This is a genomic window from Pseudooceanicola endophyticus (genome assembly GCF_018760365.1).
GTDB classification, from domain to species: domain Bacteria; phylum Pseudomonadota; class Alphaproteobacteria; order Rhodobacterales; family Rhodobacteraceae; genus Pseudooceanicola; species Pseudooceanicola endophyticus.
Genome location: NZ_JAHIAB010000025.1, coordinates 1 through 26,842, shown reverse-complemented (window position 1 = coordinate 26,842; position 26,842 = coordinate 1). Strand labels below are relative to the sequence as shown.

The following is a 26,842-nucleotide window of genomic DNA, read 5'->3' as shown; positions in this document are numbered from 1 at the left end:
CGGCTTTGTCGAGCAGAGCAAGCGCGTGTCACCGACCCGCTGCCCGGCAGGCGATGCATGCATCGCCGAGAGGGGGCTTGATCAGCTTCGAGCGCAATCGCTACAGCGTCCCCGCCTCCTTCGCCAATAGACCAGTCAGCCTCCGGATTTACCCCGATCGCCTCGTGGTCGCTGCGGAAGGGCAAATCCTGTGCGAGCACGAGCGGCTGATCCAGCGATCTCACCATCTGCCCGGCAGAACGATCTACGACTGGCGCCATTACCTGGCGCTCGCCATTGTCCTCGGACCAATGGCGGACAAGGCTCGCTCCAGCGAAAGCCAGGAGCCCTGCGCAATGGCGCCCCCTTCGTGGACCTGCCGCCCGCCTTCCGGCAATTGCAGAGCCAATTGCTGCGACGGCCTGGCGGAGACCGGGAGATGGTCGACATCCTGGCCCTGGTCTTGCATCACGACGAGCAAGTGGTGCTGACCGCGGTCGAGCTGGCGCTCTCCGAGGGCGTAGCGACCAAGACCCACGTCCTAAACCTTCTGCACCGCCTGATCGACGGGAAGTCGACCGACGCTCCCTCCATCGACCCGCCGGGCGCCTTGGCCCTCAAGCGAGAGCCCCGGGCCAATGTGGAGCGCTATGACGAGCTGCGGCCTCGCGATGCTGGTGGCCGCCATGCGTCATGACCCAGCCAGCGGTGCCATCGTGATCATGGCTCGCGCAGCCTCAAGATGCACGGGATGGCCCAAGCCGTGACCGACCTGATCGAGCAGGGTGCGCCGGCATTCGAAGCCGTCACGCTGCAAGCGTGCCTCCGGCGCGACGCCGATCCTGACGCAGCTCCTGAAGGCTGAGGTCGCGGAGCGCGAGGTGCGCTCCATCGCCTACCACATGAAGGTGGCACGCTTCCCGGCCTACAAGGATCTGCCCAACTTCGACTTCTCGTCCAGCGAGATGAACGAGGCAACGGTGCGCCAGTTGCATCGCGGCGAGTTCATGGAAGGAGCGCAGAACGTCGTTCTCATCCACTGCCCGGCAGGGCATTGCGCAGCAATGTCCCGAGAGGGGCGGCCCCGGCACTGGGAAGACCCACATCGCAACCGCGCTCGGCATCCATGCCATCGAGCATCATCGCCGGAAGGTGCGCGTCTTCTCGACCATCGAACTCGTCAACGCTCTCGAGCAGGAGAAGGCCAAGGGAAAAGCCGGATACATCGCGGAAACCCTCACCCGCCTCGACCTGGTGATCCTGGACGAGCTTGGATACCTGCCGTTCAGCGCTTCAGGAGGCGCCTTGCTCTTCCATCTGCTGAGCAAGCTCTACGAGCGCACCAGCGTGATCATCACCACGAACCTCGGCTTCAGCGAGTGGGCCACAGTGTTCGGTGACGCCAAGATGACCACCGCGCTCCTCGATCGGCTGACCCATCGCTGCCACATCCTCGAGACCGGAAACGACAGCTTCCGCTTCAAGGACAGCGCGGCCGCAGCCACCCGGAAAAAGAGGGAGGGAAGCCATGTCTTGACCCAATCATGACCCGCTCAGCATAATCCAAGGTGGGTCACTTCTCGATGGAAACCCCGGGTCAGTTCTGGGTGGAAATCAACACCCGTAGGTCTTCCTATCAGCCGTCGCTCGCGCCGCTACTGTGCTGTTCTGGTTATGAGTCCTGAGCCTAGCCGAGCATAATACGTTTTGTGATCTTCGCCGCAGGTCGGGGCCTTTCCGGTCCAAACCGACATCGTGCACGGGTGTCGGGGAATGCGGAAATTTTCACTGCGGGATACCGAACGGTGCAGCAGGCGTTTTCCGATATCCGATGTGACCGCTCAGATTCCAGCGCCGTGTTGAAACTCGGCCCGAGGCGGATCACTTGACCGGCCTTGGTATCCGCATTGCCGGAAACCGTGATGTGGCTCTGGTCTTTGATGACCTGCGTCGCGATGCAGGTGCCCTCGTTGGCAAAGGCTCCGGCCCGGTGATCCACCGACGTTCGCCAGCAAAGCCACAGGCAATTCAGGTCATCGCAGGCGATCTGATCCAGGGCCGCCGGGGAAGCCGTGCAGGGGGAACGGGCGGGATGACGGCTCATCAGCGGCCAGGTCGCGGTGCCGGGGTTCTGACCCGGGAAAAGGCATTGCGCCGGGCCTGTCGGGGATGGGCGGTCGGCAACGGCGCCCCTGGGCTCAGATGTCCTGGAGGGGAGGGTCGCTCTGCTCGGTCTCGAGGCCCGGGATCTCAAGCGCGGCGACGGCGCGGCGCATTTCTTCCATGAAGACCTTCAGCAGCCCCGAATGGGGGATGCCGCGCCGGGTGAACATCATGCAGTGCACCGGGCAGTCCTGTGCCAGCGGCCTTGCCACCAGCCCGCCAGCGCCGTTCAGATAGGGCTGGGCCGACCAGGGATCGACGATGCACACGCCCATGCCGCTGGCCGCGAGCGACGCGGCGGTCTGGCAGTAGCGGGTTTCCAGCTGCGGGTGATAGGTCACATGGGATTCTTCGAAGGCCCGGGCGACCATGCGCCCAAGATAGCTTTCCTGGTCGATGCCGATGAAACGCTCTCCGGTCAGGGCGGCGACCTCGATTCTGTCCTGGCGGGCCAGGGGGTGGTCCTGCGGCAGCAGCGCCACCATCTGCCCCACCCGCAGCTCTTCCGAGTTCACGTTGGGAAAGCGCCCCGAGGCCAGGCCGATGCCGACGTCCGCCTGACCGGTCTGGACCGCATGGAGCACGTTGTCGAGACGACGCACGTCGAAGCTGACGGTGACATCGGGGCGGCTGTCGAGGAAGCCGCGCATCGCCTGGGGGATCACCGAATAGCCCGGCGGCGGGGTGGCGATCACCCGCAGGCGTCCGACCCGCCCGTTGCGCAGATCGCGCGCGCGCATGGCGAAACTGCGCACGATCCCGAACAGCGGCCGGATTTCCTCGTAGAGGTTGCGGGCCTCCAGCGTCGGTTCCAGGTGGCGCCCGGTGCGTTCGAACAGGGTCAGGCCAAGCTGCGCCTCAAGCTGGCGCAGCCCCGCCGAAACGGCGGGCTGCGAGATCCCGAGGCTTTCCGCCGTGGCCACCGTCGTGCGCTGGCCCATCATGGCGGCAAAGATCTCCAGCAGGCGCATGGAGGTTTCGGGCAGATTGTCGGGGCCCTTGGTCATTCCGCTTCCGTGTCGAAATCGAAACCGGGGTCGCCCTGCACGGCGGCAATGGCCTGGGCCATGGCGGCTGAAACGGGATCGACGATTGCCAGCCCGGTCTCGGCCTCCAGCCGGGCGCGGATCGGCGCCATGCCGGCACAGCCCAGCACGATGGCGCCCGCACCCATGGCGCCCAGTTCCTCGGCCCGGGTGCGGATCAGGGCATAGGCCTCGGGATCGCGCATCGGGGCCTCGGCAGAGCAGCCCGAAAGGTGCAGCTCGCCCGCAAGCCGTCCCTCGATCCCCATCATCCGCATCTTGCGCAGGTGACGGGGGATCGACTTCGGCCCAAGGGCGATGACGCCGAACCGGTCGGCGCGCGCCATGGCCGAGAGCAGCGCCGCCTCCTGGCAGCCGATGGCGACGGGGCCGCCCTCCATGGCGCGCAGCAGGTCAAGCCCGGGGTCGGAAAAGCAGCCGGTGATCACCACCCGCGCCGGGGTCCGGCGGGCCAGTTCCAGCACCCCCAGCCCGGCGCGCGCCACGTCTTCATCGCTGGCGATGGTTGCGGGGCTGTCGGGCAGGTCCAGCGTCTGAAGGCTCAGCCCCGCCGGCAACATGGCCCGCGCCGTACGATCCATGCCGCGCGTCACGGTGCCCGAGGAGTTGGGGTTGATCAGCAGGATATCGGTCATCCGCGCAGGTCCGTGCCAAAGTTCTGGGCCGGGTCGAATTCCTTGACCGGAGTACCGGGGCGGGCGCGCAGATCGACGGGGGCGCGGCCGAAGAAGCGGCCCTGGCCTTCGGAGGCCTTCAGTTGGCCCTTTTCGACGATCACCTCGCCACGGGTCATCACGACCTCGGGGCGGCCGGTCAGTTCGCGGCCCTCCAGCGGCGTGTAATCCATGTTGTCATGCTGGTCCGCCAGCGTGACGGTGTAGCGCGCCTCGGGGTCCCAGATGGCGATATCGGCATCCATGCCGGGCGCGAGGCGGCCCTTGGTGGTGCAGCCGAAGACCTTGGCAGTGTTGGTGCTGCTGAGGCCGACGAACTGTTCCAGCGTGATCCGCCCGGCCATCACGCCTTCGGAGAACAGCCAGGGCAGCCGCAGTGCGATGCCGGGCATGCCGTTGGCGATCTTGGGGTAGGGGATGTCGAAGCCGTTCAGGAACTTGCCGGTCGCATCCGCGCGGTAGGGCGCGTGGTCGGAATGCACGCCGACGAAGGTGCCCATGCGGATGTGATGCCAGAGCGCTTCCTGCGTCTGGGCATCGCGCAGCGGCGGAGAGCAAATGTATTTCGCGCCCTCCATCCCGGGCCGGTCCAGGTCGTCGCGGGTCAGCGACAGGTATTGGGGGCAGGTCTCGGCAAAAAGCTTCGCTCCGTTGAACTGTTCGCGGCGGATGATCTCGGCGCCGCCCTCGGTCGAGACATGGACGACGAAAAGCGTCGCATCGGCGAGCTTGGCCAGTTGGACGGCACGGTTGATCGCCTCCTGCTCGGCCAGTTCGGGGCGCGAGATGGCGTGGTATTTCGGCGCGGTCAGGCCGCGCTCGGCCAGCTGGCGGTTCATCCATTTGACCATGTCGTTGTTTTCGGCATGGACCATGGTGATGGCGCCGTGCTTGCGCGCCACCGTCAGGATGTCCAGCATCCCGCCATCGCCGATGTTCATCAGGTCATAGGTCATGAAGACCTTGAAGCTGGTGATGCCGCGCCCGAAGGCGCGCGGCAGCTGATCGGCCAGCACCTCGGGCCGGGGGTCCGAGATGATCAGGTGATAGGAATAGTCGATGACCGAACGCGCGCCGCGCGCATCATAGGTGGCCAGCACCTCGTCGACATTCTCGCCGCGCTGCTGGGCGGCGAAGGGAATGAAGGAGGAGTTTCCGCCGAAGGCCGCCGAGATCGAGCCCGACAGGTAGTCATCCGCCGTCATCACCCCGGAAGAGCTTTCCTGGGCGATATGGGCGTGGGTCTCGATCCCGCCGGGCATGACGATGCGGCCGCCGGCGTCGATGCGGCGCGTGCCGCCCGAGATCTTCTCGGCCATGGCGGCGATCTTGCCGTCCCTGATGCCGATGTCGCCGGTGCTGACGCCTTCGGTGGTGGCGATCTGGCCGCCGTGGATTACGCAATCGAAAGTCATGGGGTTACTCCGGCAGCTTGACGCCCGTCTGGGTGGCGATGCGGCCATAATGTTCGATCCGGCGGTGGGCTGCAAAGTTGAAGACGGTGGACTTGCCGAAGGCGCATTTGGCGAAATCGGCCTCGGCGGTGATCAGCTCGTCTTCCTCGGTCTCGGCGCGGGCGATGACGAAGCCGTCGGGATCGACGATGATCGTGCCGCCGATCATGTGGTTGCCGTCTTCCAGGCCGCACTTGGCCACGGCCATGGCATAGGTCGAATTCTGGTAGGCCCCGGCGCAGACCGACAGGTCGTGGTGGTAGATCCGCTTCTCAAGCCCCTCGTCCTTCGACAGGTTGTTCTGCGAGGGGGTGTTGTAGCCGATGCAGACCAGCTCCACGCCCTGCAGGCCCAGCTCGCGCCAGCTTTCCGGCCAGCGGCGGTCATTGCAGATCGCCATGCCCATGATGGCGCCCTGGTTGCGCACCACGTTGAAGCCGGTGTCGCCGGGCAGGAAGTAGCGCTTTTCCAGGTGCTGGTGGGTGCGTTCGGGTTCGAACTCGGCATGGCCGGGCAGGTGGGTCTTGCGGTACTTCAGCACGATCTCGCCCTCGGGGCTGACCAGGATCGCGGTGTTGTAATGGTCGCCTTCCGGCGTCAGCTCGCAATAGCCGAAGGTCATGCCCATGCCGTATTCCTTCGCCTTCTCGAACAGCGGCGCGGTGGCGTGGCTCGGCATTTCGGACTCGAACCAGTGGTCGAACTCGGCCCGGTCCTCGACGTAGAAGCGCGGGAAGAAGGTGGTCAGGCACATCTCGGGGTAGGCGATGAAGCCCGCGCCCTTCTGGTGCGCCTGCTCCATCAGCGCCAGCATGCGTGCCACGACGGCTTCGCGGCTCTCGTCCTTCTGGATGCCGCCCATCTGTGCTGCGGCCAGGATCATGCGTGTCATCTTTACGCTCTCTTCTATTGGTTCAATGGCTGGACGAAAGGCCGCGCTGGTAGCGCGAGACGACGCGGACAAGCGGCCAGAGGAGGACAAGGTACATGCCGGCGGCCAGCACCAGCGGGGAGGAGTTGTAGGTGACCGAGCGGGCCATGTTGGCGTTGTAGAGCAGCTCGGAGAGCGACACGACGGAGGCCAGGGAGGTCAGCTTGACCACCTCGACGGTGTTCGACAGCAGGTCCGGCAGGACGTTGCGGATCGCCTGCGGCAGCACGACATGGATCAGCGTCTGAGGGCCCGAGAGGCCGGTGGCACGCGCGGCTTCGGTCTGGCCCTTCGGCACGGCGTTGATGCCGGCGCGGAACACTTCGGCGAAATAGGCCGAGTTGTTCAGGAAGAAGGCGATGACCACGGCCCAGAAGGGCGCCAGGCGGATGCCCGCGAAGGGCAGGCCGGAATAGACGAAGACCAGCAGCACCAGCGGGGGCAGGGCGCGGAACAGGTCGATGAAGCCGATCGCGCTCCAGCGCAGGAAGCGCCTTGGCGACAGGGCCGCCAGCGCCAGCATCAGCCCGCCGGTCAGGCCGCAGAGGATGACGACCGCGCAAAGCTTGAGCGTCATGACCGCGCCCTTCATGAGCAGCGGGAAGGCCTGCATCATGATGTCGATGTTGAAGAAGGTCTGGATGAAGGTGTCCATGCCGCCCCCTCAGGTCGCGAAGTGGTAGCGCCGCTCGATCCAGTGGGACAGGATCACGGCGGGGATGAAGATGATGAGATAGGCGATGGCCGCCATGGTCAGCGGGGTGGCCGAGCCCGAGAAACTCTGTGCCGAGGAGGAGACCGACAGGATTTCCTTGACCCCGATGACCGAGCCGAGCGCCGTCAGCTTGGTCGTCGCCAGCACGCGGTTGACCAGCGGGGGGATGCCCCGGCGGGCGGCCTGCGGGAAGGTGATGTGGAACAGGGTCTGTGCCCGGGACAGCCCGGTGGCGCGGCCCGCTTCCCACTGGCCCGCGGGAATGGAGGTCAGCCCGCCCCAGAAGATTTCCTCGGAAAAGGCGGCCAGCACCAGCGACAGCACGATGTAGATCACCGTCCAGCCGGACAGGTTCAGCCCCAGCGACGACATGCCGAAGAACAGGATCATGATCAGCACCAGCGGCGGCAGCGCGCGCATGATGTCGGCGAAGACGATGATGAAGAAGTTCACCACCTTCAGCCCGGCCACCCGCAGGCAGGCCAGCGCCGCGCCGCACAGGATGCCGGTGACGATGGTCGCCGCCGCCAGCCCCAGGGTGACGCCCATGGCATGCACCAGGTCGGGCAGGTAGTTGAGGATCACCTGACCGTTGAAGAAGGTCTCGAGGAACCGCATCAGTCGGCCTCCGCCTCAACATCGCCGTGGGACACGCGGCTGAGGAAGGTCTTCAGGCGTTCGGATTTCGGGGCGCCGAAGATCTCTTCGGGGGTGCCCTGTTCGGCGACATAGCCCTGATCCATGAACACCACGCGGTCGGCGGCCTCGCGGGCGAACTGCATCTCGTGGCTGACGACCAGCATGGTCATGCCCTTCTCGCGCAGCCCCTTCATCACCTTCAGAACCGAGCCGACCAGTTCCGGGTCCAGCGCCGAGGTGGGTTCGTCAAACAGCATGACCTGCGGATCGAGCGCCAGCGCGCGCGCGATGGCGACCCGCTGCTGCTGGCCCCCGGAGAGTTCGGCCGGCATGGCGCCCGCCTTGTGCTTCAGCCCGACCTGATCGAGCATCTCCAGCGCGCGGGCCTCGGCCTCGGCCTTGGAGCGCTTCAGCGCCTTGACCTGGGCCAGCATGACGTTCTTCAGCACGCTCATCTGCGGGTAGAGGTTGAACCCCTGGAACACCATGCCGACCTTCAGACGCATCCGGTCGAGGTCGCGGTGCGGGATGTCGGTGATCCGCTGGCCGTCGATGAAGATCGAGCCCGAGGTCGGTTCCTCAAGGCGGTTGCAGCAGCGCAGCATCGTCGACTTGCCCGAGCCCGAGGGCCCGATCACGAAGACCAGTTCGCCTTCCTGCACCTTCAGGTCGATGCTTTTGAGCACCTGGACCTCTCCGAAGCTTTTTTCAAGCCCGGCGATCTCAAGCATGGTGCGCGGTTTGGTCATCGCTGTCGCCTTTTCTGCTGCGATTGGTAGGGGGGGCGGCGGGCCGGGAAAGAGGCGGGCCCGCCGACCCTTTGCGTTCCGGAATGGGTCAGAACTTGCAGGTGATTTCGTGTTCGGTCGGGTCGTAGCCGTCAAAGCCCGGCGTGCCGTAGCCCGGCGTCGGGGTGATCAGCGTAGAGCCTTTCGCCGGGGTCACGCTGAACCATTTCTCGGACAGGGCCGCCATGGTGCCGTCGGTCTTCAGGCATTCCAGGACGCTGTCGACCAGGTTGCGGGTTGCCGCGTCATCCTTGCGGAAGGGCAGGCCCCAGACCAGGCCGGTCGGGTATTCGTAGGACAGCTCGATCTGCGGGTTCTTCTTGACCGCCCATGCGGAGACGGTGGCCCCGGCCATGTTGGCGTCCGCACGGCCCGAGGTCACGGCCTGGATGGCGTCGGTGTTGGTGCCGAAGGACACGACCTTCCAGCCCATTTCGTCGGCCTTGCCCTCAAGGAAGCGTTCGTAGACCGAGCCCTTGTTGACGGCGATGGTCTTGCCCTTGAAATCCTCGAGGCTGGTGTACTTGGCTTCATCCGAGCCCTTGGGCACCACGAAGCGGAAGTTGGTGTCCATGAAGCCTTCGGTGAACAGCAGGTTCTGGGCGCGCTCCTCGGTCACTGTGGTCGGGGCGACGAGGAAGTCGTAGGTGCCGGCCTGCAGTGCGGGGATCAGGCCCGAGAACTGCGCCGCGGTGACCTTGACCGGAACACCCAGCTTTTTGCCGATCGCGGCGGCCAGGTCGACGTTGAAGCCCTGGATGGTGCCGTCGAGGCTGGGGAAGGCGTGGGGGGCGAAGGTGCCGTCAAGGGCAACGCTGTAGCCGCCTTCCTTGATCGGGGCGATCTCTCCGGGCGTTTCGGCATGGGCGACGGCGGAGGTCAGAAGGGCGGCGGCAAGGCCGAGAGAAGCGAGTTTGAAGGTCAAGGTCGGTCTCCTGTTGGATCACGCATCGATGCGTGCGCTGTGACGCTTAAATCGGAGTAACTGAAGATCGGATGCCAGATAAATTCGGATTATCTGACGACTACATATATAGACTCAGATTATACTATCCTTTTTCCGATAGGTCGCTCTTCCTCAGGAGGGGGATGTCAGTCCATTGATAAGAAGGATTAATTTTCACCTTTTGCCGCGGGGGCACGGGCGGGGGCGGATCGGCAGGCTTCGGGGCCGCGTTCAAACCGCCCTTCCGCCGCCACGGGGAATTTTTGGGCAGTTTGCGCATCCCGGGGCGCCGGGGGGGGCGGCCCGCAGCCCCGGTCGCGGCACCGATTTCAAGAATCCTAGGCGGGTTTCGGGGCGAAGGGACCCCTCGGGGTCGTCCGGAAGACCCTTGCGCCGGCACAACGGGCCGGGCGCGCCTGGTGAAGCATGGGCACCGTTGCGCCACGGCTGCCGCCCCTCGCGGTGGATGCCAGGCGCTGGCCCTCAGGGACCTTTCAGCGGCGCGACCGGCAGCCTGTTCGAGGCCTTCATTTCCTTCAGCGACAGGTTCGACCTGATGCTGGTCACCCCGGGCAGGCGCCGCAGCGTGCCGTCGACGAAGGCGCTGTAATCGTCCAGGTCCCGCGCCACCACGATCAGCAGGAAGTCGTCGGCGCCGGTCGTGTTGTGGCAGGACAGGATGTTCGGCGTCGTCTCGACGATGCGCTGGAACTCGGCGGTGGCGGCCTGATCGTGTTCCGAACAGCGCAGCTGCACAAACGCCATGACCCCGAGGCCCAGCTTGCGGCGGTTCAGATTGGCCTGATAGCCCTCGATGATGCCGCTTTCCTCAAGGCGCTTGAGGCGGCGCCAGCAGGGCGTCTCGCTCATCCCGAGATGTTCGGAGAGCCTCGCATTGCTCATGCGCCCGTCTTCCTGAAGCAGGGCAAGGATCCGGGCATTGACGCCGTCGATATCGGGCATGGGGCAGAGTGTCCCCGCAATGGGGGATCCTTTGGGGATTTCTGCCCTTCTTTTCCACGAATGGGGAAAGATTGGCAAAGGTATTTCCGGCATGGCGTCTATAAGAGCCCTCCAGAGACCTGCCCATTGACCTGCACAGCCGAAAGAACCTGCCATGAAAGCCGTCCTGTTCGAGAAGTTCCAACAAGCGCCGAAGGTCGTCACGCTTGATGATCCGACGCCCGCACCGCATGGCGTCGTCCTCAAGGTCGAGGCGACCGGCGTCTGCCGCAGCGACTGGCATGCCTGGATGGGGCATGACGGCGATATCGACCTGCCGCATGTGCCCGGCCACGAACTGGCGGGCGTGGTCGCCGCCATCGGTAAGGATGTCACCCGCTGGAAGGTCGGCGACAGGGTGACCGTGCCTTTCATCTGCGGCTGCGGCAGCTGCTCTGAATGTCATGCCGGGCAGCAGCAGGTCTGCCTGAATCAGGAACAGCCGGGCTTCACGCACTGGGGGTCCTTCGCGGAATATGTCGGCCTGCACCAGGCCGACCTGAACCTGGTCGCGCTGCCGGAAACCATGGATTTCGCAACCGCCGCTAGCCTCGGCTGCCGCTTTGCCACGGCCTTCCGGGCGGTGGTGGACCAGGGTCGGGTCAGCGCCGGGCAATGGGTGGCGGTGCATGGCTGCGGCGGTGTCGGCCTGTCGGCCGTGATGATTGCGGCGGCGGTGGGCGCCAACGTGATCGCCGTTGACCTGGACGAGGCCAAGCTGGCCCTGGCCCGGCAGCTGGGCGCCGTGGCGGCGGTCAACGGAGCGGAGGCGGATGTCGTCGGCGCGATCCGTGACATCACCCGGGGCGGGGCGCATGTGTCCCTCGATGCGCTCGGGCATCCGGTGACGATGACCAACTCGATCCTCGGGCTGCGTCCGCGCGGCAAGCATATCCAGGTCGGGCTGATGCTGGGGGATCACGCGGCGCCGGCCGTGCCCATGCCCAAGATTGTCGGCCAGGAGATCGAGTTGCTCGGATCGCACGGGATGCAGGCGCATCGTTACGGGGCGATGCTCGACATGGTGGCCAGCGGCAAGCTGGACCCGTCGCGGCTTGTCGGCGAGCGGATCAGCCTGGAGCAGGCGCCCGAGGCGCTGATGGCGATGGACCGCTTCCAGTCCGTCGGCGCCACGGTGATCACCCGCTTCTGAGGCGGCAGCCCTGCGCCTTGCGGGCCCCGGCGGGCCCGGAGGGGGGCCGCAAGGCTTGGGGCTTCGGAAGGGGCCGGCCCCCCTCAGCCCGATCCGCCCGCGAAGCGATCAGCCGGGGCGAGCGGCAGGGCACATGGGGGATCACTATCCGGCAGGCCCGCAGCGTCAGGATATGGCGGATGGATGCGTGCGGTCGTGAAGGCGGTGATCGAAGAGGTGATGCACAGGACGGCGCACTCCGTACCGAAGGAGAGGTCCACGACCATCACCCCGCCGTACAGCGCCGGGGCGATGCCAAAGCCCGGCGCGGCAGGGGCGGGGATGGCCCGCATCAGTCCCCGGATGTCGATCAACGCGACCACCCGCTTGATGTTGGAGGCCAGGACATTCAGCGCCATCTCGGTGCCGACGATCTTCAGTCTCCGCCTCAGGAAAGGGGTGTGTCCCTTCCGGGCATCGCGGCGGGCGAGATGGGCGATCTTGTCAGCCCGAGCTTCGCCCTCTTCCTGGCGGTTCCTACGGGCCATCTCCTTGATGGAGTGCTCAACCGCGGTCTCGCGCTGGACAAGGAGATCCGGACGCGGAGATGTTGCAGGACGTCATCCAGGGACAACGCCTTCCTCAAGGTGTTCAACGGGCGCTTCGGGGCGGAAGGCCTGGAACCACTGGCTCATGAGTCCTGAAAATGCCGCCGAACAGCTGGAGAGGCCACAACGGGGAAGGACCGCACGGGGCCAAGGGGAGCAAGGGGCCGGCGGACCTGATCAAACCCGCCCGCGCCACCCGCCCGTGAGCCTGATGCAAGCGCGGAAACTTTGCGCACGTCCGAGGGCGCGCCGGGTTGCACATCAATCCGCACCGTTTGTCGGCCATAGGGCCCAGCGACGCCATGGCTATGCGGGCCATGTCTGGCTTTGCGATCGGTCCCGGCGAAAAGAACGCAGACAGGCTGCAAAACCGAACCTGCGGCACACTTGCGAACGCGGGGCGGACGCTGGCAGGCGCCGCGTCTTTCATCTTGATAAAGATTTTTGTTTTCAAAGTGGTGCGGGTGAAGGGACTCGAACCCCCACGCCAAAGGCGCCAGAACCTAAATTGGACGAATAATAAGCCCAATCAAATGGTTGGCCGAGAAATTTCGCAGGACATACGTAGAACGAACCGTGACTCTGCGAAACGCCCTGAAATGCCTTTCAGGCAAAGAAAAACCGCCGGGGAAGCTGCAACTCCCACCGACGGCAAAACAAAAGTAGATCGTCCTGCACCATACCGCGCCGCTTCCTCTGCCGCAAGCATTGGGAGCGCGTCATGAGCATCGCGCTGACCCATTCCGGCCTCCCCGCAGGCGTGAAGCCGTTTGAACTCCTTGATGTGCTCGCCAAGCTGCGCACCGAACTGGGCCTGCGCGACGAGGACCTGGCTTACCTGCGCTGCGTCTTCCGGCTGACCCGCGCGGAGGACTTCTTGCCCGGCCGCATCTGCGCCGTCTGGGAGCGCGTCGCGGGCCTGGCCGATCGCATGAACTTCCACATTCGCAGGATCACGCGAATAGAGACCCGGCTGGAGGAGCGCGGACTGGTTCTCCGGACCGGCGCGGCAAATGGTCGGCGTTTCGGACGGCGCAGCGAGGACGGCCGTATCGTCTCGGCGGGCGGCATCAACTTCGCGCCACTCATCGAGCGCGCACCGGAGCTTCTGGCGCGCATCCGTCGGACAGCGCGCGCGGCGGAAGAGCTGAAGGAGGACCGGAACCGGCTGAACGATCTGATCCGGCGAATTCGCGGCCTCGATGCGCCGGAGGCGCTCAGTGCAGCGCGTCAGGCCTTTCCGCGTCTACGGCCCTCCGAGGTCCGGGACGCCGGTCGCATGTCCGCGCTGATCGACGCGCTGGAGGTCATCCTCGCCGAGTTTTCGCCCGCCTCCGGTCAGACAGTTCAGACCGCGCCGTCGGACAGTTTGGTCCGACCTGATACCAAGAGAGATAAGAAAATCGAAACCTGTAGGCCCGAGCCCACGGTTTCGATTAGCCCGGCGCAGGTCTGTCTGTTGACCAGCGACGAGATGGCCGAGGTCATTCAGGTCTACGCCGAAGCGGCGGACGAAGGGGCCCGACCCAGCATGAGAACACTGGCGCTGGCGGCACGAGAACGGGCGCAGATGCTAGGGATATCCGGGCTGGAATGGGATGCGGCGCGCGACCGGCTGGGAGAGCTGCGCGTGCTGCTCTGCCTGGTCATTGCGGACAGAAACGGCGGGAGGCACGACCGCTTCGCGGTGCGTAATCCGGCGGCAGCCTTCATCGGATTGACGCGGAAGACAACGCGCGGCGACGCGGCCATTGCAGCACTCGTGGCTGAGCTAAGACGCTATACAGGCGAGGTGCGTCCGTGACTGATCGGAAGACAGCAAGGTCACCCGTGTTGCACACGGGACCATGCGAGGGGCCTGCCGCCCCTTCGAACCCCGCCAAGAGCAGGACGCCCAAATACGCCGAGCCGTTGACCGAGACCATCGCGTTTCGGTGCTCCGCTTCGGAGAAGGCGCGCCTTGAGGCGGAAGCCCGCCGCGCCCGGCGTCCGCTGGCCGAGCTACTTCGCGAGCGGTTGCCCTTGGTGCGCAGCGGTCATCGGAAGGTGGTCCCGGATGCCGACCCGGACCTGCTGGTCGCCCTGTCGCGCATCGGGGCCAACCTCAACCAGATCGCCCGTGCGCTCAACGCGGCGCGCAAGCTGGGGGTCTACGACCGACTAGATACGTTGGCCATTGCTGCAACCTTGGTCGCCATCGAGCGACAGTTGGACGGCCTGCGGGAGGACGGACGCTCATGATGGTAAAGTTCTTTCCCCATGGCCAAGGACCGGCCGCCCCCGCCGTTGCCTACCTGGTCGCCGAGACCGTGAAGGCCTACGACGAGCACCGCAACGCGATCCGGGACGAGCGCGGGCAGCAGGTCTGGGATCGGCGTGCCACGCTGCCCGAGGTCGTCGAAGGTACGCCTGCGCGGATTCAGGCGCTCATCGATGCGGTACCGCACCAGTGGCGCTACAAGAGCGGTGTCATCAGCTTCGCCGCCGAGGACGCGCCGACCGAAGAGCAGCAGCGTGCGGTCATCCAGCGCTTCGAGGACTTTGCCTGCGCCGGGCTGGAGGCGGACCAGTTCGACATGCTCTGGGTGAGGCATACCCACGCCGGGCGCGTGGAGCTGCATTTCCTGATGCCCCGTATGGAGCTGTCGACCCGCAAGAGCCTGAACATCGCGCCGCCCGGCCACGAGACCGCCTTCAGCGCCTTCGTGGATCTGGAGAACCGGCGGCACGGCTGGGCCGATCCGCTCGATCCGGCGCGCGCCCGGCAGACGCAGACCCTGCCCGAAGAACCAACCCGTGCCGCCACGCGCGAGCAGCTGAACGCCTGGATCGAGGGTCAGATCGCGATCGGCGCGATCCGCGACCGGGCGTCGATGACCGAAGCGCTGACCGAGATCGGTTTCGAACTTCCCCGCAAGGGTAAAGCCTACCTCACCGTACTGGACCCAGACAGCGGCGAGCGCTGGCGTCTGAAAGGAGCGATCTTCGATGAAAACTGGACCGCAGAGCAAACTCAACCCTCGCATCCAAGCGAACATGGACAGCCTGCTGGCCTCTCAGCTCGACTCGCTGGAAACCCAGTTGAAGAACTTGAGCGGCGCGTGGACGCAGAGCGCCAGAAGCGCCTTCTCTACAATCATGAGCGATACGGCCGAGTTCGAGAACCAGACCCGCAAGCGGCTGCACAGCCTGAACCGCGAGACGACCGAGACCCTGCACGCATTCGAGGAGAAGATCGAAGCGCTCCAAGCGCGCAGCCTGCGGCTCAACAGGCTGCTGACCCGGCACACGTTGGCGCGGGTGGCGCTGGTAGGCGGAGTGATGGCCGCGCTGACGCTCAGCGGGTCATTCCTGGCGGTGACGTTGATGATCGCCAACAATCAGTCCACGCCGATCCCACGCCTGGCGCAACCGCCCGAGGCGCTTCAAGGCAGCAGGACGATCCGGGGAGTGGGCGGCCTTGGAGAACTGATCGCCCTGCCGCCCGGCCTCGTGCCGACACGCTGTCCGCTGGGTGCCGGGGCTGGACGCATCTGTCTTCATCAAGAGGAGTAGAGGATGACCCTGACGAACTTGGAGCGCGAGTTGCTGTCCTGTGTCGAAGAGCTCGGCAAAGGCGTGGAAGACTGCATGACGAGATTGATCGAGCAAGAGAGATCGCTCGCGCGCTTGCAGAAGGAGTTGCACGAGTCCTTGAACGGCTTGGAGCAGTCCTTGCAGGCCCCGGAGCCAGATCCGGAGCCGGAGGCAAAACAGCCGCGCGGGTTCCGGTTCAGGAGGTGAAGGTCGATCAAGACCTCACCCCACCAAGGCGGCGCGCTCCCAGCACGAGCAACTCGCCTCAAGATGGGCCTTAGTCACCTAAAATCAGCAAGGAGGCCACTTCATGGTCAGGTCAACCAAGTCAGCGAAACGTGCTCAAGAGGTACGGACGACACAGAACGCGATCCGAGAGATTTTTGGCAGCACTTTTCTCCTCATCGAGAACACCCGTGCGCACCACCTCAATCCACCCGGAAAAGCCGATGCGCTGGAGTTGCTTCTGGACTCACTGCCGCCGGTTCTCGAACATTGCCGGACCGTCACACGCTGCAAAGCTCTGAAACGGGACGGATCGGTGGTGCTCGATAGCGAGGCCCAAGAGGGATCGATCCGCATCGCAGCACGAGACGACGGAACTTACGACCTTCATGTGGAGCTTCCGTCGGCACGCTCCTACGAGCACGCTCTCTCGATCAACATGGTGATCATGAAAGTGCTGGCCTATGATCTGTGCCCCATGGAACGCATGGAGTTCGAGATCGACGAAGAAGCTTTCTTTGCCGAAATTGAAAGGCTCTACGGCAAGGGAGATACAGATTGATATGATTGGTCAGGTTCCCCCAAAGGCACTGCTCCTTGCGATCGAAGCCGCAGAAGCTGGGCCGCAAATTTCCGACCTGGAAGATGCTCCGCTCCTTCAGAACTGGTTCTTTATCAAGCGCGACGGTGACGCCATCCGCGCTGAAGGCGACCTGAGCGACCATCCAACGATTTCTGATCCGTGGGTCACGACCTCGCCAGTGATCGGTTTCCATTACGATTTCGGCACTTCGAGAGGTTGGCTTCGATCTTTCAGCCGCTGGTATCGGCTTGGTGCTGTGTGCGAAGCGGTCGGAGATATCCCAGGACCGGAGGGCGCTGTCGGTCGAGCGCTGGCTGCGACGGCGGCCCGTCTGGAGACACATCGAAATATCTGGCGCGAAGGGGCGCAGCGCAAATGTATCACGCCTTGACACATGCATCACGTCGTGATACGTACCTATCATGATCCAGAGCGCCAAGGGCAAACTTGCCACGAACGCCTTGCAAGGAAAGTACGGTAAAGGGTTTCCCGCCGATCTCGTGAAGCGCACGAGGGCAATGCTCACGGCGCTGGACGCGGCTGTTGCGGTGGAAGACCTACGCTTCCCTCCTGGCAACAACCTCGAGGAACTGAAGGGAGATCGTGCCGGGCAGCACTCGGTGCGGATCAACGGCCAATGGCGCATCTGCTTCGTCTGGACTCCGAAAGGACCAGCCGAGGTGGAGATCGTCGATTACCACTGAAAGGAGACGTCATGAGTTTGCTTCACGATCCGATGCACCCCGGCGAAGTCCTGAAAGAGCTGTACCTTGATCCGCTTGATATCGGCGCGATCGGACTGGCCCGTCGCCTCGGCGTTCCGCGGACTCGTATCGAACGGCTGGTTAAGGGGGCGACGAGCATGACGCCGGACACGGCGCTGCGCCTTGCCCGTGTATTCAACACGACCCCAGAATACTGGATGAACATGCAGACCAATTTCGACATGCACGCCGCCATCCAGCAGATTGACGTTTCCGAAATCGAACCTTTGGTGGCCTGAGCGGGCATCAGTCCCGTCCCTACGGCCCGTCGTGATGCGAGCGGGACGGGCCTGGTCCCCGCCGCCTTGGAGGACATCGCCCCCACAAGGCAGGGGACGGAAAGGCGGCTGCCGCCAACGGCGGCAACCTCTTTCTTCGGATGGCCAAATGGGAATGATGCTAGTAGCGGGCATTAGGTTGAGCGGATTGCGAAACAGAATTCCCAACAGCTTGCAATCGCAGGAAAAGTGATAAACTCTCGGGGTAGCCGAAGGGACGAAGAACTTTTCCGATGACCAGTCAGAATTTCGATCACCTGCTAGAGATTGATCGCCCTTTGGCGGTCCTCGCATCACACGCCGAGCGCTATTTTGTCGATGATGCCAATACTGCTCTGATCAAAACCCGTCAGTTCGCCGAACGATTGGCGCACCTTATTGCAGAGAATGCAGGAGTAACCCTAGAGGGTGATCCGACATTTTCAGACACGCTTAGGGTCATTCGCCGAGATAGCCTTGCTCCGAGCGAAATTCTCGATGTGCTGCACCGCCTGAGAATCGAGGGCAATTCGGCCGTTCACGGGCATGAAGGCGAACGTCGCCTGGCTTTTGAAGCCGTCAAACTCTGCCATCGCCTGGGCGTCTGGCTCCGAGCGTCCGTATCTCGGAACCCAAAGCTGTCGATGGCATTTGTTCCACCAAAGTTGGCGACTGACGATTCCGAAGAACTGAAGGCACAAGTTGAGGATCTGAAGCAGAGACTTCGGGAAAAATCGGTCGAGTCAGCTCGTATCGCCCAGGCCATCGAGGCCGCGAAGACTGAAGCCCTCAATGCAGAAGAACGCGCGCGGCTGGCAGAAGAGGAAAGACAGGTCTACGCGGAGCTTGCGGAGGAAGCAGAGCTACGCGCGGTCCCGCCCGCAGATCCTGAGAGCGCCAAGACTTTCATTCAGGCCGCATTCGCGTCCGCCAAGGATATGGAATTTGATGAAGCAGATACCCGTATCCTCATCGACGAACAGCTTCGGCTTGCGGGCTGGGACGTGGATACCACGGAGCTCAAGTACAGCAAGGGTGTCCGTCCCGAGAAGAACCGGAACATGGCGATCGCGGAGTGGCCCACGGCCTCCGGCCCCGCCGACTACGCGCTTTTCATCGGCCGGACACTGGTGGGCCTGGTGGAGGCAAAACGTCAGCGATTGAACGTCAGCGCTGCCTTGGATACCCAAGCCACCCGCTATTCGCAGGACATTCAGGCCGACAGCAGTTTTGACTTCGCGGGCGGGCCATGGGGCGCTCACAAAGCACCGTTCATCTTCGCCACCAACGGGCGGGGTTACTATCCGGCGATCAAGACCCAGAGCGGCATCTGGTTCAGGGACACCCGGATTGAAACCAATGCTGCACGGCCTCTGGAGGGCTGGTTCACACCGAAGGGACTTGAAGAGCGGCTTGAAGTCGATACCGCGGCAGCTGAGAGCGCACTCGCCGACAAGCCGTTCAACTTCGGCTTCGAACTGCGTCCCTATCAGCAACTGGCAATCAAGGCGGTCGAAAAGGGTGTCGCCAGTGGCCAGCGGGAGATGCTGGTCGCCATGGCCACCGGTACCGGCAAGACGAAGCTCGCGATCGCGATGATCTATCGCTTGCTGGAGGCAAAGCGCTTCCTGCGTGTCTGCTTTGTCGTTGACCGCAGCGCCTTGGGAGAACAGGCTGAGAGTGCCTTTGAGACCACGCGCATGGTCGGGTCCAGAACCTTCGCCGAGATTTTCGGCCTTCGCGGGCTCGAAGACCAAGACATCGACCGGGACGCCAAAATCCACATCTGCACGGTTCAAAGCCTGGTCAAACGGGTATTGGAACGCGATCCCGCTGATCGGCCACCAGTCGATCAGTACGATCTGATCCTCATCGACGAGTGCCATCGCGGCTACCTGCTCGACAAGGAGATGAGCGATGCCGAAATGTCCTTCCGCGACCAGAACGACTACGTCTCGAAGTATCGCCGGGTGGTCGAGTACTTCGATGCCGTCAAGGTTGGCCTGACCGCCACTCCGGCGCTGCACACCGCCGAGATTTTCGGTGAACCGATCTATCGCTATTCGTACCGGGAGGCCGTGATCGACGGTTGGCTGATTGACCATGAGCCGCCTCACTTGATCACAACGGCCCTCAGCGCGGCTGGCATCACGATCGATGCCGGGGAAGAAATCGATGTTCTGGACCCGCGCACTGGCCAGATCGACACTGCGAAGCTGCCGGACCAGATGAATTTCTCCGTCGAGCACTTCAACCGTAAGGTCCGGGCGCCAAAATTTAATCAGGTCATCGCAGAGGAACTGGCGCGGCGGATCGACATCATGTCGCCGAACGCGGGAAAAACCCTCATCTTCGCGACCACCAATGACCATGCCGACGAGGTGGTGAACTGTCTCCGAGATGCCTACCGGGCCGAGGGCCTCGATATCCGCGACGAGATGATCCAGAAGATCACCGGGACGGTCGACAAGCCACTGAAGCAAATCCTGAAGTTCAAGAACGAGGCTGATCCCCGGATTGTGGTGACGGTCGATCTGCTGACCACCGGGATCGACGTGCCATCCATCACCAACCTCGTGTTCCTCCGCCGGGTGAACTCGCGCATTCTGTACGACCAGATGATCGGGCGGGCGACCCGTCGTTGCGACGAGATCGGCAAGGAAGCTTTCCAGATCTACGACGCGGTGGATCTGTATCCGAACCTCCAGTCAATGACCGAGATGAAGCCGGTGGTCGTGAACCCGAAAGTGACTTTCGAAGACCTGTTCGACGGCTTCGAGGCTAGCGATGACGCGGCGCACCAGGAAGAGATCTTGGACCAGATCATCGTGAAGCTTTCGCGCAAGATCAAACGGATGAACGAGGATATCCGCCAGCAATACGAAGCCCAGACCGGCGAAACCCCGGAGGAAACGCTGGATCGCTTCCGCAAGGAAAAGCCCGCGGATGTGCAGCAATGGACCAAGGCACGCCCGGGCCTCGGCAAGTTCTTCGACTTCGAGGGTGACAGGAACCCGCCCCGCATCATCCCGATCTACAAGGGCGACGATCAGGTCATCGACGTCAGCCGCGGTTACGGCGAAGGCGACAAGCCCGACGACTTCATCGACGCCTTCCAGGCCTTTGTCCGTGACAACGCCAATCAGATCGATGCCCTGCGCCTTGTTGTGACCCGCCCGCGTGACCTGACCCGCGGAAGCCTGCGCGAGCTGCGCCTGGCCCTCGACTCGCAGAACTTCACGGAAAACGCCCTGCGTACTGCCTGGCGTGACAAGACAAACGACGACATCGCCGCTTCCATCATTGGCTTCATCCGCCAGGCGGCCCTTGGCGATCCGCTGATCCCTTACTCCGACCGAGTGGATGCCGCGATCAAGAGGGTTGCAAACGCCCACAAACTGGACGATCTCCAGCGCAAATGGCTGACGCAGATCGGCAAGGAGATGACCAGCAAGGTCGTCATCGATCGCGAGGCCTTCGACAGCCCCCCCTTCTCGCAGCAGGGCGGCTACAAACGCATGAACAAGATCTTCAAGGGTGAGCTTGATACCATCCTCGACGAGATCCGTACCGAAACTTGGGAGCCCGCCGCATGAGCGCCACGCAGGACACCGTCGCCAAGCTCTGGAACCTCTGCCACGTCCTGCGCGACGATGGCGTGACCTATTCCGAGTATGTGACCGAACTCACCTACCTCCTCTTCCTCAAGATGATGGAAGAGACCGACCAAGAAAACCGCCTGCCTGCAGAATACCGCTGGGCAACCGTCGCCACGCGTGAAGGCCTCGCGCAGCTCACCCACTATAAGCACCTGCTGACTTCCCTTGGCGACCCCGAGGAGAAGGACGCTGACGGCAAGCCCAAGCCGCCGAAGGACCCGCTTGTTCTCGCTATCTTCGAGAACGCCCAGACACGCCTGCGCAAGCCCGCCAACCTGAAAAGCCTGACCACCGCCATCAACGACCTCGACTGGTTCGATGCGCGGGAGGAAGGCCTGGGCGACCTTTACGAAGGCCTGCTGCAGAAGAATGCCGAAGACAAGAAGTCCGGCGCCGGGCAGTATTTCACGCCCCGCCCGCTGATCGACTGCCTCGTGCGCCTGACCAGGCCCCGGCTGGGCGAACGCATCCAGGACCCGGCCGCAGGCACCGGTGGCTTCATCGTCGCGGCGCATCGCAAAATCTATCAGGCCAACAACCAGTTCTTCGGCCTTGCCGAAGGCGAAGCACAGCGTCAGATCCGTGACTGCTACACCCTGGCGGAATTGGTCCCCGACACCCACCGCCTCTGCCTGATGAACCTGATGCTTCACGGTATCGAGGGCAACGCCCAGGCCATGGACACCCTGACCGATGAAGGCGCCAGCCTGCCCAAGGCCGACCTCATCCTCTCCAACCCGCCCTTCGGCACCAAGAAGGGCGGCGGGCGGCCCCAGCGGGGCGACTTCTCGACCACCGCGAACACCTCGAACAAGCAGCTGGCCTTTGTCGAGCACATCATCCGCGGCCTCGCCCCCGGTGGCCGTGCCGCCGTGGTCGTGCCCGATAACGTGCTTTTCGAGGACGGCACGGGCCGCGCCCTGCGCCAGATGCTGATGAACTGGTGCGACCTGCACACGATCCTGCGTCTGCCCACCGGGATCTTCTATGCCCATGGCGTCAAGACCAACGTCATCTTTTTCACCCGGAACGCCGATGGCGGACAGAAGGACGGAACCGGGGCCGTCTGGGTCTACGACATGCGCGCAGGCGCGCCCTCCTACGGCAAGACGCGCCCCCTGCGGGCCGAGGACTTTTCGGATTTCGAAGCCGCCTTTGGCGATGATCCCCTGGGCCATGCCGAGCGCACCGATCAGGGCGAGGAAGGCCGCTTCCGCCGCTTCACCCGCGAAGACATCGCCGCCCGTGGCGACAACCTCGACATCTCCTGGCTGCGCGATGGCGAGGAAGAGGCTGAGGACGGCCTAACCGACCCCGATGACATCACGGCAGCGATCCTGGGCCACCTGCGCGAAGCCACGCGCGAGATCGAGGCGCTGGTTCTGGAACTGGAAGGCGGAGAAGAGGAAGAGGTACCGGCATCGGTGGCGGCGGAATGAGTGAACTACCTCAAGGCTGGAGTCAGAGCACGCTTGCGGAAGTCGCCAAGGACATTTCCTACGGCTTTACCACTTCGGCGGCAGATTCAGAAGAAAACCCCAAGCTTTTACGCATAACCGACGTGCAGGACTATTCCGTCGAATGGTCGGATGTGCCGTTCTGCAAGGACGCTCCGCCTGAGGACAAGCTGTTGTCTTCGGGGGATATTGTCATCGCCCGAACGGGTGCGACGACAGGGAAAAGCTATCTGCTTTCCGAAATTCCCACTGCTACAGCGTTCGCGTCCTATCTCATCCGCGTGCGGAGTTCGGACGCCGTCGATCCGGAGTATCTCTGGAAGTTCATGTGGTCGCCCGATTACTGGCGACAAATCACCGTTGTCTCAAAAGGGACGGCGCAACCGGGAGCGAATGCGTCAATTCTCGGTGGCCTCGAACTACCCATCCCCCCACTCCCCGAGCAGAGGCGGATCGTGGCAAAGCTGGACCGGCTCTCGGCGCGCTCGGCCGCTGCGCGCGACCACCTCGCCCGCACCACCAAACTCGCCACCCGCGCCAAGCAGGCGATCCTTTCCTCGGCATTCGATCCAGCCCTACACGAAGTCGTCGTGCAGGTCTCGGAAATTGCTGAGCGGGTCACAAAGGGGGCTTCGCCGAAATGGCAAGGGTTCGATTACCAGCCCGAGGGCATCCTATTCGTGCGAAGTCAGAATGTGGGGTGGGGTAGTCTTCTTCTGGATGAAAAGGCCTTTTTGGACGAAGGCTTTAATGCCAAGCAGAAGAATTCGGTCATTCAGCAGGACGATGTTCTCCTTAACATTGTCGGAGCATCTATAGGCAGGACTGCGGTGGCAACCGCAGAAATTCAGGGAGCTAACTGCAACCAAGCGGTTGCGGTGATACGCCTTCTTGCGCCCAACCGTATCGACTCGCGTTTCCTAAACCTCTGGCTACAATCACCAGCGGCGCAGGATCTTATCACGGACGGCAGCGTCGATGTTGCTCGGGCAAATTTCTCCCTTGCATCGATTAAGGCACTGGCGCTGCCGTGGCCTAAGCAATCCGAAAGATCAGAAATCGTCCGCCGCATCGAAGCCGCCTTCGCCCGCATCGACCGCCTGACCGAGGAGGCCAGCCGCGCCGCCCATCTCCTCGACCGGCTCGACGAGCGCTTGCTGGCCAAGGCCTTCCGCGGAGAGCTCGTCCCCCAGGACCCCGAGGACGAACCCGCCGAAGCCCTCCTCGCCCGCATCCGGCAATCCCGTGCCAGCGCTCCGAAGGCCAAACGCGGGCGCAAGAAAGTTCAGGCATGACCGAATTCCGAAGCGCCCCTCTGACCAAGTCAGCTTTGAACCCGAAGGTGCTTCGGATCACGGTGACACCCTTCATCGATGAGTTGCCCCTGGATGTCCGGGGCGGCTCGACCAAGGATGACCTTGCGCCCGCAGCGCTGACCCTCCGATGGCGGCATCATGAGGTGCAGGCAGACCTGCCGACCTATGCCGACAGCCAACGCCCGAGAGGTTTCATTCGGCATCGTGGGCTCTTCACGAAAACACTCTTCGAGGACGCAGGCGCCGAGGTTGATGATGTGGTGATCTTCGAGCGTCTCGGGTCGCATGAATTCCGCCTGCATGTCGAAAAGCCGGACGGTAAACGCATCTCAGGTGCGGTGCCTTCCGCCACCGAGGAAGAGCGGAAGAGGAAGTGGGTGCAGCGGGAGGCTCGCCCCGATCAACGGAAGTTTCGGAAAGGCATCGCCGACCGCGACGGCCTCAAGTGCGCCATATCGGGCTGCGACATCCCTGAGGTCCTGGATGCCGCCCATCTGCACGGTCACGCTGATAGCGGCTCCAGCGACCCGAGCAACGGGATCATCCTTCGCAAGGACCTGCATGCACTGTTCGACGGCGGTCTGCTTCGTCTCGGCCTTGATGGGAAAGTGACAATTGCTCCGAGCGTGAGCGACCCGGACTATACGAGGTACGAGGGCACAATCCTTTCCACGGCGGCGGACCTGCGGAACCTGTTGAAAAGGGCGGCCGCGTAACCAACGCAATCTGCCCGCATCAACACTCCCCGGAGAGCAAGAAACGCTAGCGTTCACCACCTGGCAGAAGGTTCCCAGTATACTTGCAGCCCTTCGGTTGTTTGAACAACGTCTAAAGAGGGGCAACAATGCGGTCGTTCCTGCCGCTCTCTCGATCCGCGCCGCGTGAGAGAGGTCTTTCCGAGAGGGCGGAGAACGGTCATTCGCTGCGAGTATCTTGAGCGGCTGCCTTGAGTGCTAAGTTTACGGTTGGTTGTCTGCGCTGGCGCTTACGAACGCTGTGTTGCGAACGGACTGCACAAGACCGTAGTTGGTTCCTAGTCGGTATATCAGCGCATCCTGATGGCTCTGACCTTTTTCTTGGCAGTAGGGCCAAAATATCCCGCCCAAGATGACCAGAGCGTGCTGGGCATAAACTCCACATAGCTGTTGCACGATTCCGTGTCGCGTGTGAGACGGGGGTATGTACGAAGGTAAGAAGCAGGCGAGAGACCAGCACATGGCGCAGACAGGTATCCAGGTCTTTCGAGACCTGACCATTAGTTCGGATCAGATCGCGCTTAGTGAGGTCCGCTTGTCTCTCCTCGGTGTCGAGGCCCAAAACTGGGTTCATAATGAAGGGCAGGAAGCCAACCTCAAAGATCACGCTGTCGGGATACGCCAAGAGGACGTCCTGGTGTTCGACTATGCGGGCGACACGCTTCCAAAAGCCACATTGACGCTTTGGCAGCGCGATAACGCATACACAGTTACCAACATCGTGCCCGCCGAAGTCGGGGAACTGGGTGTTAAGCTGTACAACGATCTACTTGTCTGTTTCTTGGACGAGGTCGTTGAACAGGCAGACGCCAGGGAGCAACTTGCGCTTCAGCTAACCGACGATATTCGCGGTTTAGATACTTGGACGAGTGCCGAAGCCGCGGATGCCTTGCGCCGGTTCTCGGCCCTGGCCAACAAGAGCACGACGAATTCGCACCCCAATGACCGCGAACGCTGGGAGCAGTTTGTGATCGAAGCGCATCGCAACGGCGATAACCTGCCCGTCGATATCCTCATGCAATGGCTGGTCGAGGTCGATGGCTGGGACGAGACATCGGCCAACAAGCTTGCCATAGAATTCGAGCAGGGAATTTCTCTACTTGGAGCATATGATGCGAACTTAAGAGGGTAAGAAGGTTGGCCTACAACTCTCTTGAAGCGATTGCACAGGCAAATGTGCCTGTCCTTCTTCCAGATACCTGCATTCTTCTGGACCTTTTGCGCTCGCCGCGCCGCGAGAACGTCGATGGCAACGCGATGCTCGCGGGCAGAGCCATTCGAGATGGCGTTGTTCAAAGCGAAGCGATTGGATGCGTGGTTGCCGAGCAAGTACGCAACGAACTCAACGACAACCTCCAGACAGTCCGCGAGGACACAAACTTGGCTCTGACGAAGCTGCAGGATGAGATTGCGCGGATCGACAAATGGTCCGAAGCCCTTGGGCAGGTCAGCCAAACCCAGATCGGCCACTTTCTAACGCGTGTCCCCATCGCCGAAGCTGTCATGACAGATATCCTGGGCGCTGCACTAACTCATGCGACAACCCCAGATTTGACGTATCAAGCCGTGGTGCGCATGTCCCAAAAGCGAACACCCGCAAAGTTAGGCAAAGATTCAACGAAGGACTGCGTTGTCGTCGAGAGCTACCTGGACGTGGCCACCAACCTGCGAAATCTCGGGCTTACCGCTGATATCATCTTCGCGTCTTCAAACACCAAAGAGTTCGTGTCTGGTACGCCCAGAGCTCTGAATGCTGATATCGCTGCCGACTTTGCCGCTCTAGGGATTCTGTACAGCCGGGCGCTTCACGAAACTCGCCATCTTTTGGGCTTACCGCAACCGCAGTAGGCAAGAGCAAACTCGCATGACGCAGATTCCTGGCTGCTTTTCGGTATGCGCGGCCAGACGTGGCTCAATCGTGTCTTTGAGCAACGCCACGAGTTCCAGGACAGTACGTCCATATCTGCCGCGCTCACTACCTCAGCTGATGCTGCGCCTGACATGAGGTCGCTGAGCAGTCATTGGACTTGTTTAGTACGAACGGCGGCTTCTCTAATTGGGCGTTCGGGTCAAGCTCGTCTTCCTTCTTTCTGCGGGATCGATGTCGCTCATCCGGGTCACGCTTCTCTTCGCAGTCTGGTGACACAGGTGTGTCGCTGCATGCATGTGCCGG

Annotated in this window: 28 protein-coding genes and 2 pseudogenes; 18 read left to right on the top strand and 12 right to left on the bottom strand. The window is 62.9% G+C overall.

Annotation, left to right across the window (positions count from 1 at the left end):
* Both KM176_RS24165 and istB read left to right on the top strand, forming a co-directional pair.
* Positions 1 to 676 (top strand): annotated as a pseudogene (locus tag KM176_RS24165) (Mu transposase domain-containing protein); the annotation flags it as partial.
* Positions 666 to 1,527: pseudogene (gene istB, locus KM176_RS24160) on the top strand (IS21-like element helper ATPase IstB). The pseudogenes KM176_RS24165 and istB, both read left to right, overlap by 11 nt.
* A gap of 139 nt (positions 1,528 to 1,666) precedes the next feature.
* Here the strand turns inward: istB and KM176_RS24155 are convergent.
* From KM176_RS24155 to KM176_RS24110, 10 genes are all read right to left on the bottom strand, one after another.
* On the bottom strand, positions 1,667 to 2,083 hold the full coding sequence (locus KM176_RS24155) for a hypothetical protein (protein ID WP_160897193.1): 417 nt from the start codon (positions 2,081 to 2,083) through the stop codon (positions 1,667 to 1,669).
* Between the two features lie 94 nt (positions 2,084 to 2,177).
* On the bottom strand, positions 2,178 to 3,149 hold the full coding sequence (locus KM176_RS24150) for a LysR family transcriptional regulator (protein ID WP_236045451.1): 972 nt from the start codon (positions 3,147 to 3,149) through the stop codon (positions 2,178 to 2,180).
* Positions 3,146 to 3,823 (bottom strand): aspartate/glutamate racemase family protein, encoded by a 678-nt coding sequence (locus KM176_RS24145; protein WP_160897192.1) that lies wholly within the window; start codon positions 3,821 to 3,823, stop codon positions 3,146 to 3,148. Before KM176_RS24145 ends, KM176_RS24150 begins: the two co-directional genes overlap by 4 nt.
* Positions 3,820 to 5,277, bottom strand: a complete 1,458-nt coding sequence (gene hydA, locus KM176_RS24140; protein ID WP_160897191.1) for a dihydropyrimidinase — start codon at positions 5,275 to 5,277, stop codon at positions 3,820 to 3,822. The genes KM176_RS24145 and hydA overlap by 4 nt, the downstream gene beginning before the upstream one ends.
* 4 nt (positions 5,278 to 5,281) lie before the next feature.
* Positions 5,282 to 6,208: an N-carbamoyl-D-amino-acid hydrolase gene (locus tag KM176_RS24135; RefSeq protein ID WP_160897190.1), complete on the bottom strand. Its 927-nt coding sequence runs from the start codon at positions 6,206 to 6,208 to the stop codon at positions 5,282 to 5,284.
* 22 nt (positions 6,209 to 6,230) lie between these two features.
* On the bottom strand, positions 6,231 to 6,902 hold the full coding sequence (locus tag KM176_RS24130) for an amino acid ABC transporter permease (RefSeq protein ID WP_160897189.1): 672 nt from the start codon (positions 6,900 to 6,902) through the stop codon (positions 6,231 to 6,233).
* A 9-nt stretch (positions 6,903 to 6,911) separates the two neighbouring features.
* The gene (locus tag KM176_RS24125) at positions 6,912 to 7,580 is read right to left on the bottom strand and encodes an amino acid ABC transporter permease (RefSeq protein WP_160897188.1); all 669 of its coding nucleotides are present in this window, start codon (positions 7,578 to 7,580) and stop codon (positions 6,912 to 6,914) included.
* The gene (locus tag KM176_RS24120; RefSeq protein WP_160897195.1) at positions 7,580 to 8,332 is read right to left on the bottom strand and encodes an amino acid ABC transporter ATP-binding protein; all 753 of its coding nucleotides are present in this window, start codon (positions 8,330 to 8,332) and stop codon (positions 7,580 to 7,582) included. The genes KM176_RS24125 and KM176_RS24120 overlap by 1 nt, the downstream gene beginning before the upstream one ends.
* Before the next feature lie 106 nt (positions 8,333 to 8,438).
* Entirely contained in the window at positions 8,439 to 9,314 is an 876-nt protein-coding gene (locus KM176_RS24115) for a transporter substrate-binding domain-containing protein (RefSeq protein ID WP_160897187.1), read from the bottom strand.
* Positions 9,315 to 9,818: 504 nt separating this feature from the next.
* Positions 9,819 to 10,298 (bottom strand): Lrp/AsnC family transcriptional regulator, encoded by a 480-nt coding sequence (locus KM176_RS24110; RefSeq protein WP_160897186.1) that lies wholly within the window; start codon positions 10,296 to 10,298, stop codon positions 9,819 to 9,821.
* A gap of 154 nt (positions 10,299 to 10,452) precedes the next feature.
* Between KM176_RS24110 and KM176_RS24105 the strand changes: the two genes are divergently transcribed.
* Positions 10,453 to 11,490 carry a zinc-dependent alcohol dehydrogenase family protein gene (locus KM176_RS24105; protein ID WP_160897185.1) on the top strand — a complete coding sequence of 346 codons (1,038 nt, stop codon included), beginning with the start codon at positions 10,453 to 10,455 and terminating at the stop codon, positions 11,488 to 11,490.
* Positions 11,491 to 11,573: 83 nt separating this feature from the next.
* Here KM176_RS24105 and KM176_RS24100 read toward each other — a convergent pair whose 3' ends face one another.
* Positions 11,574 to 11,888: a hypothetical protein gene (locus KM176_RS24100; RefSeq protein WP_202398112.1), complete on the bottom strand. Its 315-nt coding sequence runs from the start codon at positions 11,886 to 11,888 to the stop codon at positions 11,574 to 11,576.
* Between the two features lie 42 nt (positions 11,889 to 11,930).
* On the opposite strand from KM176_RS24100, the gene KM176_RS24095 reads away from it, so the two are divergent.
* From KM176_RS24095 to KM176_RS25335, 3 genes are all read left to right on the top strand, one after another.
* A complete protein-coding gene (locus KM176_RS24095) occupies positions 11,931 to 12,173 on the top strand; it encodes a hypothetical protein (RefSeq protein ID WP_202398111.1) in 243 nt (80 codons plus the stop codon).
* Between the two features lie 625 nt (positions 12,174 to 12,798).
* Complete coding sequence (locus KM176_RS24090) at positions 12,799 to 13,881, top strand: helix-turn-helix domain-containing protein (RefSeq protein WP_160897184.1); 1,083 nt, start codon at positions 12,799 to 12,801, stop codon at positions 13,879 to 13,881.
* Positions 13,878 to 14,318 (top strand): plasmid mobilization protein, encoded by a 441-nt coding sequence (locus KM176_RS25335; protein WP_311136202.1) that lies wholly within the window; start codon positions 13,878 to 13,880, stop codon positions 14,316 to 14,318. Before KM176_RS24090 ends, KM176_RS25335 begins: the two co-directional genes overlap by 4 nt.
* Here KM176_RS25335 and KM176_RS25105 read toward each other — a convergent pair.
* Positions 14,228 to 15,115, bottom strand: coding sequence for a hypothetical protein (locus KM176_RS25105; RefSeq protein ID WP_236045450.1), 888 nt, complete (start codon positions 15,113 to 15,115; stop codon positions 14,228 to 14,230). The two genes, KM176_RS25335 and KM176_RS25105, sit on opposite strands and share 91 nt — an antisense overlap.
* Between KM176_RS25105 and KM176_RS25100 the strand changes: the two genes are divergently transcribed.
* The 12 genes from KM176_RS25100 (at position 15,114) to KM176_RS24030 (ending at position 26,517) form a co-directional block, all read left to right on the top strand.
* Entirely contained in the window at positions 15,114 to 15,632 is a 519-nt protein-coding gene (locus KM176_RS25100; RefSeq protein WP_236045449.1) for a hypothetical protein, read from the top strand. The two genes, KM176_RS25105 and KM176_RS25100, sit on opposite strands and share 2 nt — an antisense overlap.
* Positions 15,633 to 15,635: 3 nt before the next feature.
* Entirely contained in the window at positions 15,636 to 15,860 is a 225-nt protein-coding gene (locus KM176_RS25095; protein WP_236045448.1) for a hypothetical protein, read from the top strand.
* A 103-nt stretch (positions 15,861 to 15,963) separates the two neighbouring features.
* Entirely contained in the window at positions 15,964 to 16,440 is a 477-nt protein-coding gene (locus KM176_RS24075) for a hypothetical protein (RefSeq protein ID WP_160897182.1), read from the top strand.
* 1 nt (position 16,441) lies between these two features.
* Positions 16,442 to 16,852: a DUF6634 family protein gene (locus KM176_RS24070; protein ID WP_160897181.1), complete on the top strand. Its 411-nt coding sequence runs from the start codon at positions 16,442 to 16,444 to the stop codon at positions 16,850 to 16,852.
* A gap of 31 nt (positions 16,853 to 16,883) precedes the next feature.
* Entirely contained in the window at positions 16,884 to 17,165 is a 282-nt protein-coding gene (locus KM176_RS24065) for a type II toxin-antitoxin system RelE/ParE family toxin (protein WP_160897180.1), read from the top strand.
* An 11-nt stretch (positions 17,166 to 17,176) separates the two neighbouring features.
* Positions 17,177 to 17,464, top strand: coding sequence for a HigA family addiction module antitoxin (locus KM176_RS24060; RefSeq protein ID WP_043751556.1), 288 nt, complete (start codon positions 17,177 to 17,179; stop codon positions 17,462 to 17,464).
* Between the two features lie 272 nt (positions 17,465 to 17,736).
* Positions 17,737 to 21,078, top strand: coding sequence for a type I restriction-modification system endonuclease (hsdR, locus tag KM176_RS24055; protein WP_160897179.1), 3,342 nt, complete (start codon positions 17,737 to 17,739; stop codon positions 21,076 to 21,078).
* Complete coding sequence (locus KM176_RS24050; protein WP_160897178.1) at positions 21,075 to 22,580, top strand: class I SAM-dependent DNA methyltransferase; 1,506 nt, start codon at positions 21,075 to 21,077, stop codon at positions 22,578 to 22,580. Before hsdR ends, KM176_RS24050 begins: the two co-directional genes overlap by 4 nt.
* Positions 22,577 to 23,893, top strand: a complete 1,317-nt coding sequence (locus KM176_RS24045; RefSeq protein ID WP_160897177.1) for a restriction endonuclease subunit S — start codon at positions 22,577 to 22,579, stop codon at positions 23,891 to 23,893. Before KM176_RS24050 ends, KM176_RS24045 begins: the two co-directional genes overlap by 4 nt.
* Complete coding sequence (locus KM176_RS24040; protein WP_160897176.1) at positions 23,890 to 24,630, top strand: HNH endonuclease signature motif containing protein; 741 nt, start codon at positions 23,890 to 23,892, stop codon at positions 24,628 to 24,630. Before KM176_RS24045 ends, KM176_RS24040 begins: the two co-directional genes overlap by 4 nt.
* A 463-nt stretch (positions 24,631 to 25,093) precedes the next feature.
* A complete protein-coding gene (locus KM176_RS24035) occupies positions 25,094 to 25,801 on the top strand; it encodes a hypothetical protein (protein ID WP_160897175.1) in 708 nt (235 codons plus the stop codon).
* Positions 25,802 to 25,806: 5 nt separating this feature from the next.
* On the top strand, positions 25,807 to 26,517 hold the full coding sequence (locus tag KM176_RS24030; RefSeq protein WP_160897174.1) for a hypothetical protein: 711 nt from the start codon (positions 25,807 to 25,809) through the stop codon (positions 26,515 to 26,517).
* Positions 26,518 to 26,842: the final 325 nt, after the last annotated feature.